Annotated in this window: 16 protein-coding genes and 1 riboswitch; of the genes, 4 read left to right on the forward strand and 12 right to left on the reverse strand. The window is 56.7% G+C overall.

The features are described 5' to 3' along the window. Positions 1 to 3 precede the first annotated feature (3 nt). A complete protein-coding gene (locus AMM41_RS15420) occupies positions 4 to 1,857 on the reverse strand; it encodes a TonB-dependent receptor domain-containing protein (RefSeq protein WP_089960862.1) in 1,854 nt (617 codons plus the stop codon). A 67-nt stretch (positions 1,858 to 1,924) separates the two neighbouring features. After that, positions 1,925 to 2,172, reverse strand: a riboswitch (cobalamin riboswitch). Between the two features lie 105 nt (positions 2,173 to 2,277). Here AMM41_RS15420 and AMM41_RS15425 point away from each other — a divergent pair. From AMM41_RS15425 to AMM41_RS15435, 3 genes are all read left to right on the forward strand, one after another. Continuing rightward, complete coding sequence (locus AMM41_RS15425; protein WP_089960865.1) at positions 2,278 to 2,490, forward strand: DUF904 domain-containing protein; 213 nt, start codon at positions 2,278 to 2,280, stop codon at positions 2,488 to 2,490. 11 nt (positions 2,491 to 2,501) lie between these two features. Further along, positions 2,502 to 2,813: a cell division protein ZapA gene (locus AMM41_RS15430; protein WP_089960867.1), complete on the forward strand. Its 312-nt coding sequence runs from the start codon at positions 2,502 to 2,504 to the stop codon at positions 2,811 to 2,813. A gap of 268 nt (positions 2,814 to 3,081) precedes the next feature. Beyond that, positions 3,082 to 3,897, forward strand: a complete 816-nt coding sequence (locus AMM41_RS15435) for a sulfite exporter TauE/SafE family protein (protein ID WP_089960870.1) — start codon at positions 3,082 to 3,084, stop codon at positions 3,895 to 3,897. Positions 3,898 to 3,943: 46 nt separating this feature from the next. Here the strand turns inward: AMM41_RS15435 and AMM41_RS15440 are convergent, their stop codons facing one another. The 3 genes from AMM41_RS15440 to hemN all read right to left on the reverse strand — a co-directional run bounded on the left by AMM41_RS15440 (position 3,944) and on the right by hemN (position 6,910). After that, positions 3,944 to 4,684 (reverse strand): SIMPL domain-containing protein, encoded by a 741-nt coding sequence (locus AMM41_RS15440; RefSeq protein WP_089960875.1) that lies wholly within the window; start codon positions 4,682 to 4,684, stop codon positions 3,944 to 3,946. A 101-nt stretch (positions 4,685 to 4,785) separates the two neighbouring features. Further along, positions 4,786 to 5,463 carry a sulfite exporter TauE/SafE family protein gene (locus AMM41_RS15445; RefSeq protein WP_089960878.1) on the reverse strand — a complete coding sequence of 226 codons (678 nt, stop codon included), beginning with the start codon at positions 5,461 to 5,463 and terminating at the stop codon, positions 4,786 to 4,788. A 64-nt stretch (positions 5,464 to 5,527) separates the two neighbouring features. Further along, a complete protein-coding gene (gene hemN, locus AMM41_RS15450; protein WP_089961144.1) occupies positions 5,528 to 6,910 on the reverse strand; it encodes an oxygen-independent coproporphyrinogen III oxidase in 1,383 nt (460 codons plus the stop codon). A 206-nt stretch (positions 6,911 to 7,116) separates the two neighbouring features. Here hemN and fnr point away from each other — a divergent pair, with 206 nt between their 5' ends. Continuing rightward, complete coding sequence (fnr, locus tag AMM41_RS15455; RefSeq protein WP_089960881.1) at positions 7,117 to 7,839, forward strand: fumarate/nitrate reduction transcriptional regulator Fnr; 723 nt, start codon at positions 7,117 to 7,119, stop codon at positions 7,837 to 7,839. A 15-nt stretch (positions 7,840 to 7,854) separates the two neighbouring features. Here fnr and AMM41_RS15460 read toward each other — a convergent pair whose 3' ends face one another. The 8 genes from AMM41_RS15460 to ccoS all read right to left on the reverse strand — a co-directional run bounded on the left by AMM41_RS15460 (position 7,855) and on the right by ccoS (position 13,414). Further along, complete coding sequence (locus AMM41_RS15460; protein ID WP_089960884.1) at positions 7,855 to 8,091, reverse strand: hypothetical protein; 237 nt, start codon at positions 8,089 to 8,091, stop codon at positions 7,855 to 7,857. Between the two features lie 18 nt (positions 8,092 to 8,109). Beyond that, positions 8,110 to 8,451: a nitrogen fixation protein FixH gene (locus AMM41_RS15465; RefSeq protein WP_089960888.1), complete on the reverse strand. Its 342-nt coding sequence runs from the start codon at positions 8,449 to 8,451 to the stop codon at positions 8,110 to 8,112. Positions 8,452 to 8,478: 27 nt separating this feature from the next. Further along, the gene (gene ccoG / locus AMM41_RS15470) at positions 8,479 to 9,873 is read right to left on the reverse strand and encodes a cytochrome c oxidase accessory protein CcoG (RefSeq protein ID WP_089961148.1); all 1,395 of its coding nucleotides are present in this window, start codon (positions 9,871 to 9,873) and stop codon (positions 8,479 to 8,481) included. Between the two features lie 131 nt (positions 9,874 to 10,004). Next, positions 10,005 to 10,937, reverse strand: a complete 933-nt coding sequence (gene ccoP, locus AMM41_RS15475) for a cytochrome-c oxidase, cbb3-type subunit III (RefSeq protein ID WP_089960891.1) — start codon at positions 10,935 to 10,937, stop codon at positions 10,005 to 10,007. Positions 10,938 to 10,978: 41 nt separating this feature from the next. After that, complete coding sequence (locus AMM41_RS15480; RefSeq protein WP_089960894.1) at positions 10,979 to 11,119, reverse strand: cbb3-type cytochrome oxidase subunit 3; 141 nt, start codon at positions 11,117 to 11,119, stop codon at positions 10,979 to 10,981. Between the two features lie 9 nt (positions 11,120 to 11,128). Then, complete coding sequence (ccoO, locus tag AMM41_RS15485; RefSeq protein ID WP_089960898.1) at positions 11,129 to 11,755, reverse strand: cytochrome-c oxidase, cbb3-type subunit II; 627 nt, start codon at positions 11,753 to 11,755, stop codon at positions 11,129 to 11,131. Positions 11,756 to 11,768: 13 nt separating this feature from the next. Next, positions 11,769 to 13,205, reverse strand: a complete 1,437-nt coding sequence (ccoN, locus tag AMM41_RS15490) for a cytochrome-c oxidase, cbb3-type subunit I (RefSeq protein WP_089960900.1) — start codon at positions 13,203 to 13,205, stop codon at positions 11,769 to 11,771. A gap of 71 nt (positions 13,206 to 13,276) precedes the next feature. Then, positions 13,277 to 13,414, reverse strand: a complete 138-nt coding sequence (ccoS, locus tag AMM41_RS15495; RefSeq protein WP_089960903.1) for a cbb3-type cytochrome oxidase assembly protein CcoS — start codon at positions 13,412 to 13,414, stop codon at positions 13,277 to 13,279. Positions 13,415 to 13,432: the final 18 nt, after the last annotated feature.

Genomic DNA, 13,432 nt, shown 5'->3' on the forward strand with positions numbered 1-13,432 from the left:
CAATCAATGTTTCATTTTCCAACTCAGGCCCACCGTGGTGGTGCGCGGCAACTGGTTGTAGCCATAAGCTGTTTGGTACGGGCTGTTTGTGGCATTTTCCACACGCCCAAACAGTGTCCAGTCCCGGCTGAGGTTGTAACGAGCCGTCACATCCAGCAAGGTGTTGCTGCGCAAGCCGGGCACACCCTCAATGTCCGGGCGTGGTCCTGTGTAGCGCACGCTGACCCCCATGGTCAACAAACCCAGCGCTTGGGAGACCGACACCGAAGCCAGGGTCTTGGCCCGGCGAACCAATCTTTGACCCGTTTCTTCGTTCACCGGGTCTTGCAAGGTCAAGCTGGCACGCAAATCGGTCGTGTTCAGTTGACCGCTGTAACTCGTTTCAAGGCCTTTGTTTTTGGCGCTGCTGATGTTGCTGAACTGCCATGTGTTCATGTCATACAACAACAAGTCGCGTGTGCGTGAAACAAACCAAGTTGAACGCAAACGGTGAGGACCCTGCGCCCATTGCACCCCCACCTCTCGTGTCTTGGCAGACTCTGGGCGCAAGTCAGGGTTACCGCTGTAGGGGTCAAACAAATAACCCAGCGGGGGCATGTTGAACGCTGTGGCATGGCTGGCAATCAATTTCCATTGCGCATTCAGATCCAAGCCATAGCCCAAATACACGGAATCTTTGGCAGACAAGCCTTGAACGTCATCTCGGCGCAAGTTGAATTGCAAACTGTGGGCGGCTTGTCTGTAGACCACACCACCGTAAATGGCTTTGGCGGTGCGATCACGGGTCAAGCCCGACACACCGTCGGTGGCCATGTCAATGGATTGTGTTTGATGGTCCATGCCAGCGGACAACACCATGGATGGCAAATCAAACTGATGGGTCCACGACAGCAATCGGGTCTGCGTTTGGGCATGTGTGGTGAAAGAGTAGCCCCCCACGGTGTGGGTGTCATTGAGCTCTTTGGCGTCCGAAAAGCTCAGGCGAGACGTCCACAAAGGACCCAAGCGTCCTGACGCATACACGGTGTGGCTGTCCAGCTGGGTGCGGCCTTGATGAACATCTGTGGGTTCGGCAAAACTGCCAGACACATCGTAATCAAAGCGCCCCTGGGTATGCGATGAGCGCAAACCCAATTTGAAGTCAGGGCTCAGCTGGTAAGACAGATTCAAGGCATGGTTGTCGTTGCGATACCCATCACGATCGGGATGGGTATTGAGGGTTTGGGCGGGGTTGGCTGCATTGATGCCATCGGTTCGGTTTTTCCCCACGGACAAAGCGTAAGCGAAAGAGCCCACCGCACCATTTGTCCCGGCATTCCATCGCTGGGCCCCCAGCGAGCCCTGCTCAGCGGTCACATAGACCGTCGGCTGACCTTTTCCTTGACGGGTGAAAACCTGAATCACGCCCCCGACGGCCCCCCCGCCATGAATGGCCGAGACATTTCCACGCACAATTTCGATGCGCTCAACTTGGTCAAGCATGATGTGCTCCAGGCTGACCGCACCTGTGGTGTCTTGTTTGGTCATGGGGATGCCATCCACCAAAACCAGCACCTGCAAGGAGGCCGCGCCACGCAGAAAAACTGTGGACTGACCGCCCCGACCACCACTTTGAGTGAACTGAAATCCAGCCTCGCGTGCAAGCAAAGTTGGCAAGTCCAACACCTGCGATTGCTCAATGGCATCTCGCCCCAACACGGTCGTGTGGGGCAACACCTCGGTCAGAATTTGTTCAGTACGGCTGGCCGTCACCACCATTTCGGGCGCTGGGCCTTGCGACCAGGCCACACCTGAAGCCAATGACAGCAAAGACAGTGCAGGCGCAACACGCCGCGCACAAAGAGAACGATTTTTCATGGAAAACGAACAAGTCAAACGCCCTCACCGCCTTCCCCGACAGTGCATGGGCTTTACAACCCGTCTTGCGACAGGTCACCTTGTTGGCCGGTATCCGGGCTGACAGAGCGACCTTCATCACCTTCCCAGCCGTCTGTTTCAGGGCGGCCAGTGGTTTGAGATGAAAGCTGGGTTTCCGTTTGACTGAAAACCCGTCTGCTTACCGTTGCGGGGGCAGCGCAGGTTAGGTGGGCCGAGTTGGCTTGTCCCTCCTGCTTCCCGTTGAACTGCGAGCCGTGAACCGGCATCGCGAGCACCAACAGCGCCCATTTTAGGAGTGAAGCTGTCGGCAAACCTACACATGACCAAGAACAAACCAGCAAATTCAGTGGCCACTGAATGACTCCCCTACAATAAGGTACATCTGTTTTCTTGTAAGCCATGGCCAATTCCGACACCATCGATCAAATTGCCGAACGTGTGGATCACTTGTTGCTGCGCCACGAAGAGCTTCAAAAGACCAACACTTTGCTGTCCCAGCAAGTCCAGTCTCTCAGCCTAGAACGCGACCAACTCAAATCGCGCCTTGCTGCGGCCAGAGCCCGGGTCGACGCCTTGATTGATCGCCTGCCCAGTGCTGCAACTTCGCCCTGAAAGGCTTCTCCATGACCACACAACAAATCGACGTCCAGATCATGGGCCAGAGTTATGTTCTGGGCTGCCCGGAAGGGGGGCAAGCTCGCCTTCTGGGGGCTGTTCGCAAAGTGGATGAAGCCATGTGCAAAATTCGCGACGCTGGCAAGATCAAGGCCCGTGAACGCATTGCCGTGTTGGCCGCCTTGAATGTGGCCTTTGAACAAAACGAGCCGCCCCCCGCCTCATCGCCTGAAGCGATCCCGGCCGATACACAACAACGCCTGATGCAATTGCTGGAAAAGCTCGATGGCTCTCTGAATCAAGATGGTCAGTTGATTTAGGATTTCTCGCCACGCAGGTCATCTCACCCGCGCTGCATCTTGCGGCCACAAATGCCCCTACAATGAACAGGTCTGCGGTGCATGCCGGGCTTTATATTTCCTTGAACCAATGCTCTTAGAGCCCGGGCTTGGAACATTGGCTGGTGAGCGTGATCATCTCGCGTCAGATGAACCCAACGTCAGTCTGCCCTCGCCCACCTGAACCCCCGGTTCAGGATGACGGTCCGGTGGCACTTGCAGACACCTTTCCTCACTCCCCCGCTCAAAAATGATCATCGAACCCTTGCTGTTGGCTGAATTGGCCGTTCTTGGCCTGTGCACTGGCTTTTTGGCAGGCCTCTTAGGAATCGGTGGCGGCATGGTGATGGTGCCATTTCTCACCTACATGCTGGGCGCTCGCGGTGTCAGCCCTGACCTGGCAGTCAAAATGGCCATCGCCACGTCCATGGCCACCATCATCTTCACCTCGGTGTCCAGTGTGCGGGCCCATCACAAGAAAAAAGCTGTGCGCTGGGACTTGGTCAAAGGCCTGGCCCCTGGCATTGTCCTGGGCAGCCTGATTGGCAGCATGGGCATTTTTGCATTTGCCAAAGGCGCTTATCTGGCCTTGTTTTTTGCCCTCTTTGTGGGTTTTTCGGCCACACAAATGTTTTTGGATAAAAAACCTGCACCCTCGCGTCAAGTGCCTGGTTTTCAGGGATTGCTCGGCGCAGGTGGCCTGATCGGCCTGCTTTCGGGCTTGGTGGGCGCTGGCGGCGGCTTCATCAGCGTGCCTTTCATGGCCTGGTGCAATGTGGCCATCCACAACGCGGTGGCCACCAGCGCTGCGCTGGGCTTTCCGATCGCGCTGGCCAACGTGGCCGGCTACATCGTGAGCGGGCAAAACGTGCAAAACTTGCCGGACTACACCTTTGGCTACTTGTGGTTGCCCGCTTTGGTGGTGATTGCGGTGTGCAGCGTGCTGATGGCCCCGATTGGGGCGTCCACCGCGCACAAGTTGCCCGTCAAGCAACTCAAGCGCGTATTTGCCAGCGTGCTGTATTTGCTGGCCGCTTACATGCTCTACAAGGGCCTGTCCGCTTGATGGAGCGAGGCCCGCAGCCACCGATTCAGGCTGCAGGCCAACCAAATCAACGCAGCACAATGCTGCCCGAAATATTCACCACCACGCGTGACTTGCCGGCCACCGCTGGCACCGGCATCGGCGACGGCGCGTCCATCTGGGCCATGGCCATGCGCGGCATGACCTGGCCCTCGCCCGCCTCCTGGGCGCTCACGCGCACGTCTTTGAGCGTGTAAGCCGCAAAGCCAAACTGCTTCGTCAGGGATTGGGCTTTGCTCTGAAAATTTGCCACCGCTTCGGCCTGAATGCGCGCTTCGGCCGAAGTTTTCTGCTCAGGACTCAGGCGCCAGTCGATCTGCGACACCGTCAAATCTGGCATGCGCCCTGCGAGGGTGGTGATTTGCTCGACATCACGGCCTTGCAAAACAAGTTGCGCAGAGCCCACCCAGCCGTTCATCTTGCCTTCACGGCCATAGCGTGGTGACACATTCATGTCACCCGTTTTCACCTCCAAGGCCCCGGGTTTGGCCATGGGGGTGGCCACAGCCAAAGCGGCGGACACCATGGCGTTGAGCTGTTTTTGCACAGCTGGGGCCTGCAAGCCTTCTTTTTGCACCGACAGGGTGATCACCAACCAGTCTTGCGCGACCTCGGTCTGGGCCGAGGCTGTCAAATGCAAGACTTGGTTGAGTGGGGCATGTGCGGCATGGGGGGCACCGGATGCACTTTGGGCCTGCACGGATGCGACAGGCAGGGCCAGCGCCGTCATCAGGGCCCAAGCCATCGAGGGTGTTCGGATCAGTTTCATGGGGAGTCTTTCGCGGAAGGTGGCAAAAACAACGGACACTTATCGCCATGATTGTGAATGCCGCAGAAAGCATCTCACGCCCCGGGCCCTGCACTTTGGTGTCAGGGTGTAACGCACCAAGGGGCCTGGTCATGCACCAGCCCCATCCACACGGCCCAGGCCGACACGGCCGACAACGCCAAGCCCGCCACTCGCATGCCCCAGGCCCCATCGCCCAGGGTCTGCATGCGCAAAAACAGCCATGGCCCGGCCCACAGGCTGATGCTGCTGCCCAGCGCAAACAAGGCCATGGTGGCTGAGCCTTCCAAAGGCTGGCTGGTCAAGGCCGCGACCATCAGGGCCGAATACAGCAAACCGCAGGGCATCAAGGCCCACAACCCGCCCACCATCCAGGGTGCTGCGCGCCCCCAGTGGGTGTTGAAGGCTCGCACACGCGCCCACAGTCGTCGTGCCGCACCATCGAGCCACACGGGTTGACGTGCCTGCAGCATGAGCAACAAGCCCAATGCGAAGGCGGCCAGATGCAGCAAAGTCCAAAGCGGTCGAATGGCGGCCGACTGGGTGGTCAACCAGCCCAGACCTTGGACGCTGGCTGCGGCCACGGCCCCCAGCAGCGAATAGCCCCCCAAGCGCCCCAACTGAAAAGCCAGCAAAGCCTGCCCACGGCGCTCACCCGCCGTCTGACCCAGCCCCGCACAGGCCGCGCCGCACATGGCGACGCAGTGCGGCCCACCCAACACCCCCATCATCAAGGCCGTGATGGCCAAAGAACTTTGCATGCAATACCCGCTTTTTCCTCGTGAACTGCATTGTCTGCGATGCAGCCAGCATCAAGCACAGCGTTCAAATGATTTTGGAAAAACAGCTGTGATCCCGGTCTTTTTGCACATAACGGTCAAACACCATGGCCACCCCGCGAACAAAAAACCATCCCATGGGCGTGACCTGAATGCCCGAATCGCTCAATTGAACCAGTCCTTGCGATTGCATCGCTTCCAGCTGGCGCAGCTCTGCGTCAAACACCGTCTTGAAATCCACCAACCAAGCCAGATTGATGGACTCGTATTGCAAATGTCCTTGGCACATGAGTGCCATGATGATCGAGCGTCGGATCAGGTCATCTCGCGTGAGCGACAGACCCCGAACCACGGGAAAACGCCCTTGATCCAGCAACTCGGCATACTCGGCCATGGTTTTGGCGTTTTGGCTGTAGGTGGCACCCACTCGCCCAATGGATGACACGCCCAAGGCAATCAGGTCACAGTCGGCTTGCGTGCTGTAGCCCTGAAAATTGCGGTGCAAGCGCCCTTGCCTTTTGGCCACGGACAAGCTGTCCTCAGGCAAAGCAAAATGGTCCATGCCAATATAGACATAGCCCGCATCGGTCAAGGCATCGAGTGAGCGAGAGAGCATTGCCACCTTGCCAGCAGCCGATGGCAATTCGTGTGCGTGGATTCGCCGCTGCGGCTTGAAACGCTCGGGCAAATGGGCGTAGGCATACAGGGCGATGCGGTCTGGGCGCAGCTGATTGACCTGTGCCAAAGTGCGCTCAAACGATTCGGGCGTTTGCAATGGCAAACCGTAAATCAGGTCCACATTCACCGACTCAAATCCCAAACGACGGGCCGCTGCAACCAGTTGGAAGACTTGTTCGGCGGGCTGGATGCGGTGCACCGCTTTTTGCACATCCGGATCGAAGTCCTGGACACCCAAACTCAAGCGATTGAAACCCAGCTCGGCCAAAACTGCCAAACGGCTTTCGTCCACGGTGCGCGGGTCCACCTCGACCGAATATTCACCGCCGGGGACAAAGGCAAAGTGTTCACGCAGCATGGCCATCAGTTGGTGCAACTGGGCATCACTCAAGAATGTGGGCGTTCCGCCCCCCAAATGCAGTTGACTGACCGCTTGGCCGCGACCCAGATGGCGGGTGTGCAGCGCCAGCTCTTTGTTCAGGTAATGCAGATAAGTCGCTGCTTGCTCTTTGTGTTTGGTGATGATTTTGTTGCACGCACAGTAATAACAAAGGGATTCACAAAACGGTATGTGCAGGTACAACGACAAGGGCGGCTGCTTGCCCACCGCACCCATTTGACGGTGGGCCAAGGCTTGGATGTAGTCGGCTTCGCCAAAGGCGTCCACAAAACGGTCCGCCGTTGGGTAGGAGGTGTATCGGGGCCCAGGCACGTCAAAACGGACCAACAATTCGGGGGTGATGACAGACATGGCTTGGCCCTTCACTCAAACGTTTTCAAAAGATCCATGTGACTGTGCCCTTTTGGAAATACATGAGTTTTGACGCACGTCAAAGGGTGTACTTGTTTTAGAGGATTTCCCGCACAGAGCAGGTACTCATGCGATTTTGAAAGATTTTTCGGTTTAAGCTCAAACCTTGATCCAAGGCAAATCCAAAGCACTACCCGAGATAAACCATGAATCCCGAAACCATCAAAGTCGCTTGCTCCAACTGCAATTTGCGTGAACTGTGCATGCCCATGGGACTGAGCGACCATGACTTGAACCGGCTTGACGACCTGGTGGCTGTGCGGCGCAAAGTCAAGCGGGGCGACACCTTGTTCACCAACGGCGAAAAATTCACCTCGCTTTACGCCATTCGAACGGGTTTTTTCAAAACCTGCTTGGCCACAGAAGACGGGCGCGACCAAGTCACGGGCTTTCAGATGGCGGGCGAGATCATTGGTCTGGACGGCATTGTGAACGACCAACACAGCTGTGACGCGGTGGCGTTAGAAGACGCCGAAGTGTGTGTGATGCCTTTTGACCGGATTGAAGAAATTTCCCGCGAAGTGACGGCGCTTCAGCACCATGTGCACAAAATCATGAGCCGTGAAATTGTGCGCGAACACGGCGTGATGCTGCTGTTGGGCAGCATGCGGGCCGAGGAACGCTTGGCCGCCTTTTTATTGAACCTCGTTCAACGCCTTCATGCCCGAGGTTTCTCGCAATCTGAGTTGGTCCTGCGCATGACCCGCGAAGAGATCGGCAGCTATCTGGGCCTCAAACTTGAAACGGTGAGTCGCACTTTTTCAAAATTTGTCGAAGAAGGCATGGTTGAAGTCAAACAACGCCACGTCCGCATTTTGAGCACGCAAGGCTTGCAAAAACTGGTCAACAACACCTCAGCCTGCCACTGAGACTGAGACGGCTGATCAGCGGTTGACTTCAGTGGATGACAAACCCAAGAACAAGCTCAGTCCGCTGGACAGCATGGCCAAACCCCAAAAAGCAAAAAATGCCAAGGAGTAAATGGCCTGACGTGTGAGGTCAAGATCCCGACCAAACCAGTGCAGATCCAAGGGGTCAACAAAAGCAAACACCAAAACCTCCAGCAAACCTGCCACCAAAAAGGATGGCCAAGTGATCCACATCCAACGTTGTGAGCGCATGGTGTTTATCCTTCCCACTCAGGGTTTAGAGGGTGCTGGAGCCGGGGCAGATGCCGACGCTGGGACGCCCGTATGCCCATCAACCGCGGCGGCACTGCCCAAAGCATCCTTGGACTTGGGCAACTCACCCGTAGCCGCATGATTGCGGCCTTGCATGGCCGGTGCAAGGGTGATGCCTTGGCGTTCTTGAGTGGCGGTGCGTGGTGTCACGGTCAGTACCGGATCGGGGTTGCTCGCGGCAATGTAGAAGGTCGTCAAGCCCGCCACCACCACCACTGCTGGCCCGCCAAGCACCATCCAAACCATGCCAAAACGCCACCAGGGCTGACCAGTCGGTTGCGAATTCAAAGTGCTGCTCATGGGGTTCTTTCTCAATGGACAAGCCGCTCAGCGGGGAATCAGAAAAACAGTTTTTTCACTCAAATGTCCCACCGAGGCATCAACAGGAGCACCGGAAGACTTTCGCGCCTCAATGTGAAACTGAATCGGGTGAGAGCCAGAAGCAGCCGCATCATAGGGCACTTGCAACTGCACAGAGACCCAGCGCGATTCGGTGGCATTGACTTGAACTTCCGGCTCACTGGCCAACGCCAGACCCGGTAAGCCATCAACTTTCAAGCGGAAAATCAGCGCCTCTTCAGCCGCATTCATGATCTGCAACCGGTACACATTCTCGATCTTGCCGCCCGCCACAATCCTCGCCATGGTGGCGCGGTCACGCACAATGTCCACCTTAAACGGCTCGCGCAGCCACAACGACACACCCACACCCATGATGATCGCCCACAACACAGCGGTATAAATCAGCACACGAGGCCGGAAAATGCGACGCACGGTTTGCGCCCAACTCCAGCCTTTGTCCATGGCGTTTTGTGTCGAGAACTTGATCAAGCCTCGCTGGTAGCCGACCTTGTCCATCACGGTGTCACACACGTCCACGCAAGCACCACAACCAATGCACTCGTATTGCAAGCCTTTGCGGATGTCGATGCCGGTGGGGCAAACTTGCACACACAGCGTGCAGTCCACGCAAGAGCCCAAGCCCAGGGCTTTGGGGTCGGCCTTTTTGGAGCGGGGGCCACGGGGTTCACCACGCGCTTCGTCGTAAGTGACGATCAGCGTGTCTTTGTCAAACATGGCGCTTTGAAAGCGGGCATAGGGGCACATGTATTTGCACACCTGCTCGCGCATGAAGCCCGCATTGCCATAGGTGGCAAAGCTGTAAAACAGAATCCAGAAAATTTCCCACGGGCCAAAACCCAGGGACAGCACCGAAGCCGACAATTCACGGATCGGGGTGAAATAGCCGACAAAGCTGAAACCCGTCCAGAGTGAAAACACAATCCAAGTCAATTGCTTGCCGGTTTTGCGCCAAACCTTGTTCAAGCTCCAGGGTGCAGCATCCAAACGCATGCGGGCTGATCGGTCACCCTCAAACTGACGCTCGAACCAAATGAAAATTTCGGTGTAGACGGTTTGTGGGCAAGCAAAACCACACCACAAACGACCAGCCACAGCGGTGAACAAAAACAGCGACAAGGCCGAGATGACCAACAAAGCCGTGAGATAAATGAAATCCTGCGGGTACAGCACAAGGCCAAAAATGTAAAACCGACGCGCCCCGAGGTCAAACAAAACGGCCTGACGCTGCCCCCACTCCAGCCAGGGCAAGCCGTAAAAAACCAACTGAGTGATGACCACCATCAGCCAACGCCACCGTGCAAAAACCCCTTGCACGCTGCGTGGGTGTATTTTTTGTTGTGCTTGGTACAAAGACACCATGACCACATCGTCCTCGGCAGGCGCAATGGGAGTGATCGGGATCACGGCACGGGTAGGACGATCTGGGGTGGACAAAATGGAGACCTTGGTCAAACTCTGCAGCAGGGCCGCCTGCTGCAAAGGGGGTTACATCACTTGGCAGGACTGACAGAGGCCTTGGCCACCGTGTTGTTGGACAAGCCCCAGACGTACGAAGCCAGCACATGGATCTGACCTTCAGTCAACTTGGTGGCTTGAGCGGGCATTTGGTTGACCTTGCCGTTGTTGATCATGTTGACGATGGCGTTCTCACCCCAGCCGTGCAACCAGATGTCGTCGGTCAAGTTGGGCGCACCCATGGCGTGGTTGCCTTTGCCGTCCATGCCGTGGCAGGCAGCGCAGGCACCGAACTTGGATTTGCCCAGAGAGGCACGCAATGAATCGTGTGGGCTCGCGGACAAACTCAGCACATAGTGGGCCACGTTGCGCACGTCTTCAGGCGTACCCACGGCGGCGGCCATGGGCGGCATATTGCCCATACGACCTTGCACCAAGGTGGATTTGATCGCGTCGGGCGTGCCGCCATACAACCAATCGGCATCGGCCAGGTTGGGGAAACCCTTGCTACCGCGTGCGTCAGAGCCGTGGCACTGGGCGCAGTTGTTCATGAACAAGCGGTCACCAATGGCCAGTGCCTGAGGGTCTTTGGACACCTCTTCAGGTGGCATGCCCGAGAACTTGGCGTAGAGCGGTGCCACTTCGGCATTGCCCTTGGCCACTTCGGCCTCGTACTGACCGGCCGAAGACCAGCCAAATTTGCCTGCGAAGTTGCCCGCACCGGGGTACATGGCCAAGTAAACGAAGGCAAAAATGATGGTGATGATGAACAAGCCCACCCACCAGCGGGGCAAGGGGTTGTTCATCTCGCGCAGGTCACCGTCCCAGACGTGGCCGGTGGTGTTGTCGTTGGCGGTCATGGCCTTGGCCTTGCCGCTGAACCACAACAAAAGCAGACAGGCAATGATGCTGACCAGCGTGATGCCGGCCACATACAAGTGCCAGAAGTTGCTGATGAAGTCACTCATGGAATTTCCTTGAAGTATTTTTTTGAGTTCTGAAGGACTGCTCAGTCGTCCTGGCGAAACGGCAATTGCGCCGCCTCGTCAAAGCTGGCCTGGTTGCGCCGAGACCACGCCCAAACCACGATGCCCATAAAAGCAATGAAGGCAAGAACGGTCACGATGGATCGCAAAGTATTGATGTCCATGGCTGTGCCTTATTTGCGGTGAACGCCGAGCACTTGCAGGTAAGCAATGACCGCATCCAACTCGGTTTTGCCTTTGACTTCTTCGGGTGCTTTGGCCAACTCTTCATCGGTGTAAGGTGCGCCCAAGGTCCGCAAGGCCGACATGTGCGCCACCACTGTGCCGTGGTCTGCAGCCGTCTTTTCCAACCAAGGGTAAGCAGGCATGTTGGACTCGGGCACCAAATCACGGGGATTGGTCAAGTGAATGCGGTGCCACTCATCGCTGTAGCGGCCGCCCACACGGGCCAGATCAGGACCGGTGCGCTTGCTGCCCCATTGGAAGGGGCGGTCATAGACGAATTCACCCGCCAAAGAATAAGAGCCGTAGCGCAGGGTTTCAGCACGGAAGGGGCGAATCATCTGCGAGTGGCAGTTGTAGCAACCTTCGCGCACATACACATCGCGCCCCACCACTTGCAAAGCGGTGTAAGGCTTCAAGCCAGGCACCGGTTCGGTGGTGGATTTCTGGAAGAACAGGGGCACGATTTCGACCATGCCGCCCACCAACAAGACGATGAAGATCAGGACGATCATCAAAAAGTTGTTGGTCTCGACTTTCTCATGAGACAAGCCGCCTGATTTTGGGTTTTGAGCCATGTTTTATTTCTCCTCAGTGTGCAGGTGCGAGTGTCGGAATCTGGACTTCTACCGACCGGCCCATGGACACGGTCTTGAAGGTGTTCCAAAGCATGATGACCATGCCACCCAGGTACAACAAACCACCCAGCAAACGCAAGGCATAGAACGGGAAGGTGGCTTTGACGGACTCCACAAAGGTGTAGGTCAAGGTGCCATCGGCGTTGATGGCACGCCACATCAGGCCTTGCATCACACCGGCAATCCACATCGCGGCGATGTAGATCACGATGCCGATGGTGGCCGTCCAGAAGTGGATTTCAATGGCTTTGACGCTGTACATCTTCTTCTGGCCAAACAAACGGGGAATCAGGTAGTACATGGAGCCCATGGTCACCAGACCCACCCAACCCAAGGCACCCGAGTGCACATGGCCCACGGTCCAATCGGTGTAGTGGGAGAGCGCGTTCACGGTCTTGATGGACATCATCGGGCCTTCGAAGGTCGACATGCCGTAGAAAGACAGGGACACGATCAAGAAGCGCAGGATCGGGTCGTCGCGCAGTTTGTGCCAAGCGCCCGACAAGGTCATGATGCCGTTGATCATGCCGCCCCAGCTGGGGGCCAACAAAATGAGGGAGAAGACCATGCCCACAGACTGTGTCCAGTCAGGCAAAGCGGTGTAGTGCAGGTGGTGAGGACCGGCCCACATGTAGGTGAAGATCAGCGCCCAAAAGTGCACGATCGACAGGCGGTACGAATAGACGGGCCGCTCGGCTTGCTTGGGAATGAAGTAATACATCATGCCCAGGAAGCCTGCCGTGAGGAAGAAGCCCACCGCGTTGTGGCCGTACCACCACTGCACCATGGCGTCTTGCACACCGGCATAAGCCGAATACGAGTGCAGCAGGCCTGTGGGCAGCTGGATGTTGTTGACGATGTGCAACAAAGCCACTGCGATGATGAAAGCACCAAAGAACCAGTTGGCCACGTAAATGTGACGCACTTTGCGAATGCCCACCGTGCCAAAAAAGACAAAGGCAAACGCCACCCAGACCACGGCGATCAACACATCAATGGGCCAAATCAGCTCGGCGTATTCCTTGCTCTGGGTCAAACCCAAAGGCAAAGAAATGGCCGCCAAGACGATGACCAGCTGCCAACCCCAAAAGGTGAAAGCGGCCACTTTGTCGTTGATCAAGCGCACGTTGCAGGTGCGTTGAACCACGTAATAGGCGGCGGCAAACAAGCCGCAACCACCAAACGCAAAAATCACCGCGTTGGTGTGCAAGGGCCGCAAGCGGCCATAGCTGAGCCAGGAAATGCCGAAATTGAGTTCCGGCCAGGTCAGTTGGGCCGCGATGATCACGCCAACCAGCATGCCCACCACACCCCAAACCACCGTCATGATGGCGAACTGCCTGACAACTTTATCGTTGTAGGTGGTCGCCTGCACATTGGCAAATTTCATTTTCACCTCTTCTTTTTTAAAAACTTCTCGTCAAGTTTGCCTCGGTGTATACCCTGAGCACTTGATCAAAATCAATCGTTGCGCAAAATGCGCTCGCCTTCGGCCTCTATGTCCTCAAATTGCCCCCGGTGAATGGCCCACCACAAACCAGCCAGGATGAAAAACACCAAGCCAACAGACAAAGGGATCAGCAAATAAAGGATATCCATGGGGTGCTTTCTTCCACA

This window comes from Limnohabitans sp. 2KL-3, assembly GCF_001269405.1.
GTDB lineage: Bacteria > Pseudomonadota > Gammaproteobacteria > Burkholderiales > Burkholderiaceae_C > Limnohabitans_A.

What these genes read in the sequence shown, in the direction of transcription:
- AMM41_RS15480 (WP_089960894.1), bottom strand. Translation starts at nt 11,119, where the DNA reads ATGGACATCAATACTTTGCGATCCATCGTGACCGTTCTTGCCTTCATT.
- AMM41_RS15435 (WP_089960870.1), top strand. Translation starts at nt 3,082, where the DNA reads ATGATCATCGAACCCTTGCTGTTGGCTGAATTGGCCGTTCTTGGCCTG.
- fnr (WP_089960881.1), top strand. Translation starts at nt 7,117, where the DNA reads ATGAATCCCGAAACCATCAAAGTCGCTTGCTCCAACTGCAATTTGCGT.
- AMM41_RS15460 (WP_089960884.1), bottom strand. Translation starts at nt 8,091, where the DNA reads ATGCGCTCACAACGTTGGATGTGGATCACTTGGCCATCCTTTTTGGTG.
- ccoO (WP_089960898.1), bottom strand. Translation starts at nt 11,755, where the DNA reads ATGGCTCAAAACCCAAAATCAGGCGGCTTGTCTCATGAGAAAGTCGAG.
- AMM41_RS15440 (WP_089960875.1), bottom strand. Translation starts at nt 4,684, where the DNA reads ATGAAACTGATCCGAACACCCTCGATGGCTTGGGCCCTGATGACGGCG.
- AMM41_RS15425 (WP_089960865.1), top strand. Translation starts at nt 2,278, where the DNA reads ATGGCCAATTCCGACACCATCGATCAAATTGCCGAACGTGTGGATCAC.
- ccoN (WP_089960900.1), bottom strand. Translation starts at nt 13,205, where the DNA reads ATGAAATTTGCCAATGTGCAGGCGACCACCTACAACGATAAAGTTGTC.
- AMM41_RS15445 (WP_089960878.1), bottom strand. Translation starts at nt 5,463, where the DNA reads ATGCAAAGTTCTTTGGCCATCACGGCCTTGATGATGGGGGTGTTGGGT.
- ccoP (WP_089960891.1), bottom strand. Translation starts at nt 10,937, where the DNA reads ATGAGTGACTTCATCAGCAACTTCTGGCACTTGTATGTGGCCGGCATC.
- hemN (WP_089961144.1), bottom strand. Translation starts at nt 6,910, where the DNA reads ATGTCTGTCATCACCCCCGAATTGTTGGTCCGTTTTGACGTGCCTGGG.
- AMM41_RS15430 (WP_089960867.1), top strand. Translation starts at nt 2,502, where the DNA reads ATGACCACACAACAAATCGACGTCCAGATCATGGGCCAGAGTTATGTT.
- ccoG (WP_089961148.1), bottom strand. Translation starts at nt 9,873, where the DNA reads ATGGTGTCTTTGTACCAAGCACAACAAAAAATACACCCACGCAGCGTG.
- AMM41_RS15420 (WP_089960862.1), bottom strand. Translation starts at nt 1,857, where the DNA reads ATGAAAAATCGTTCTCTTTGTGCGCGGCGTGTTGCGCCTGCACTGTCT.
- ccoS (WP_089960903.1), bottom strand. Translation starts at nt 13,414, where the DNA reads ATGGATATCCTTTATTTGCTGATCCCTTTGTCTGTTGGCTTGGTGTTT.
- AMM41_RS15465 (WP_089960888.1), bottom strand. Translation starts at nt 8,451, where the DNA reads ATGAGCAGCACTTTGAATTCGCAACCGACTGGTCAGCCCTGGTGGCGT.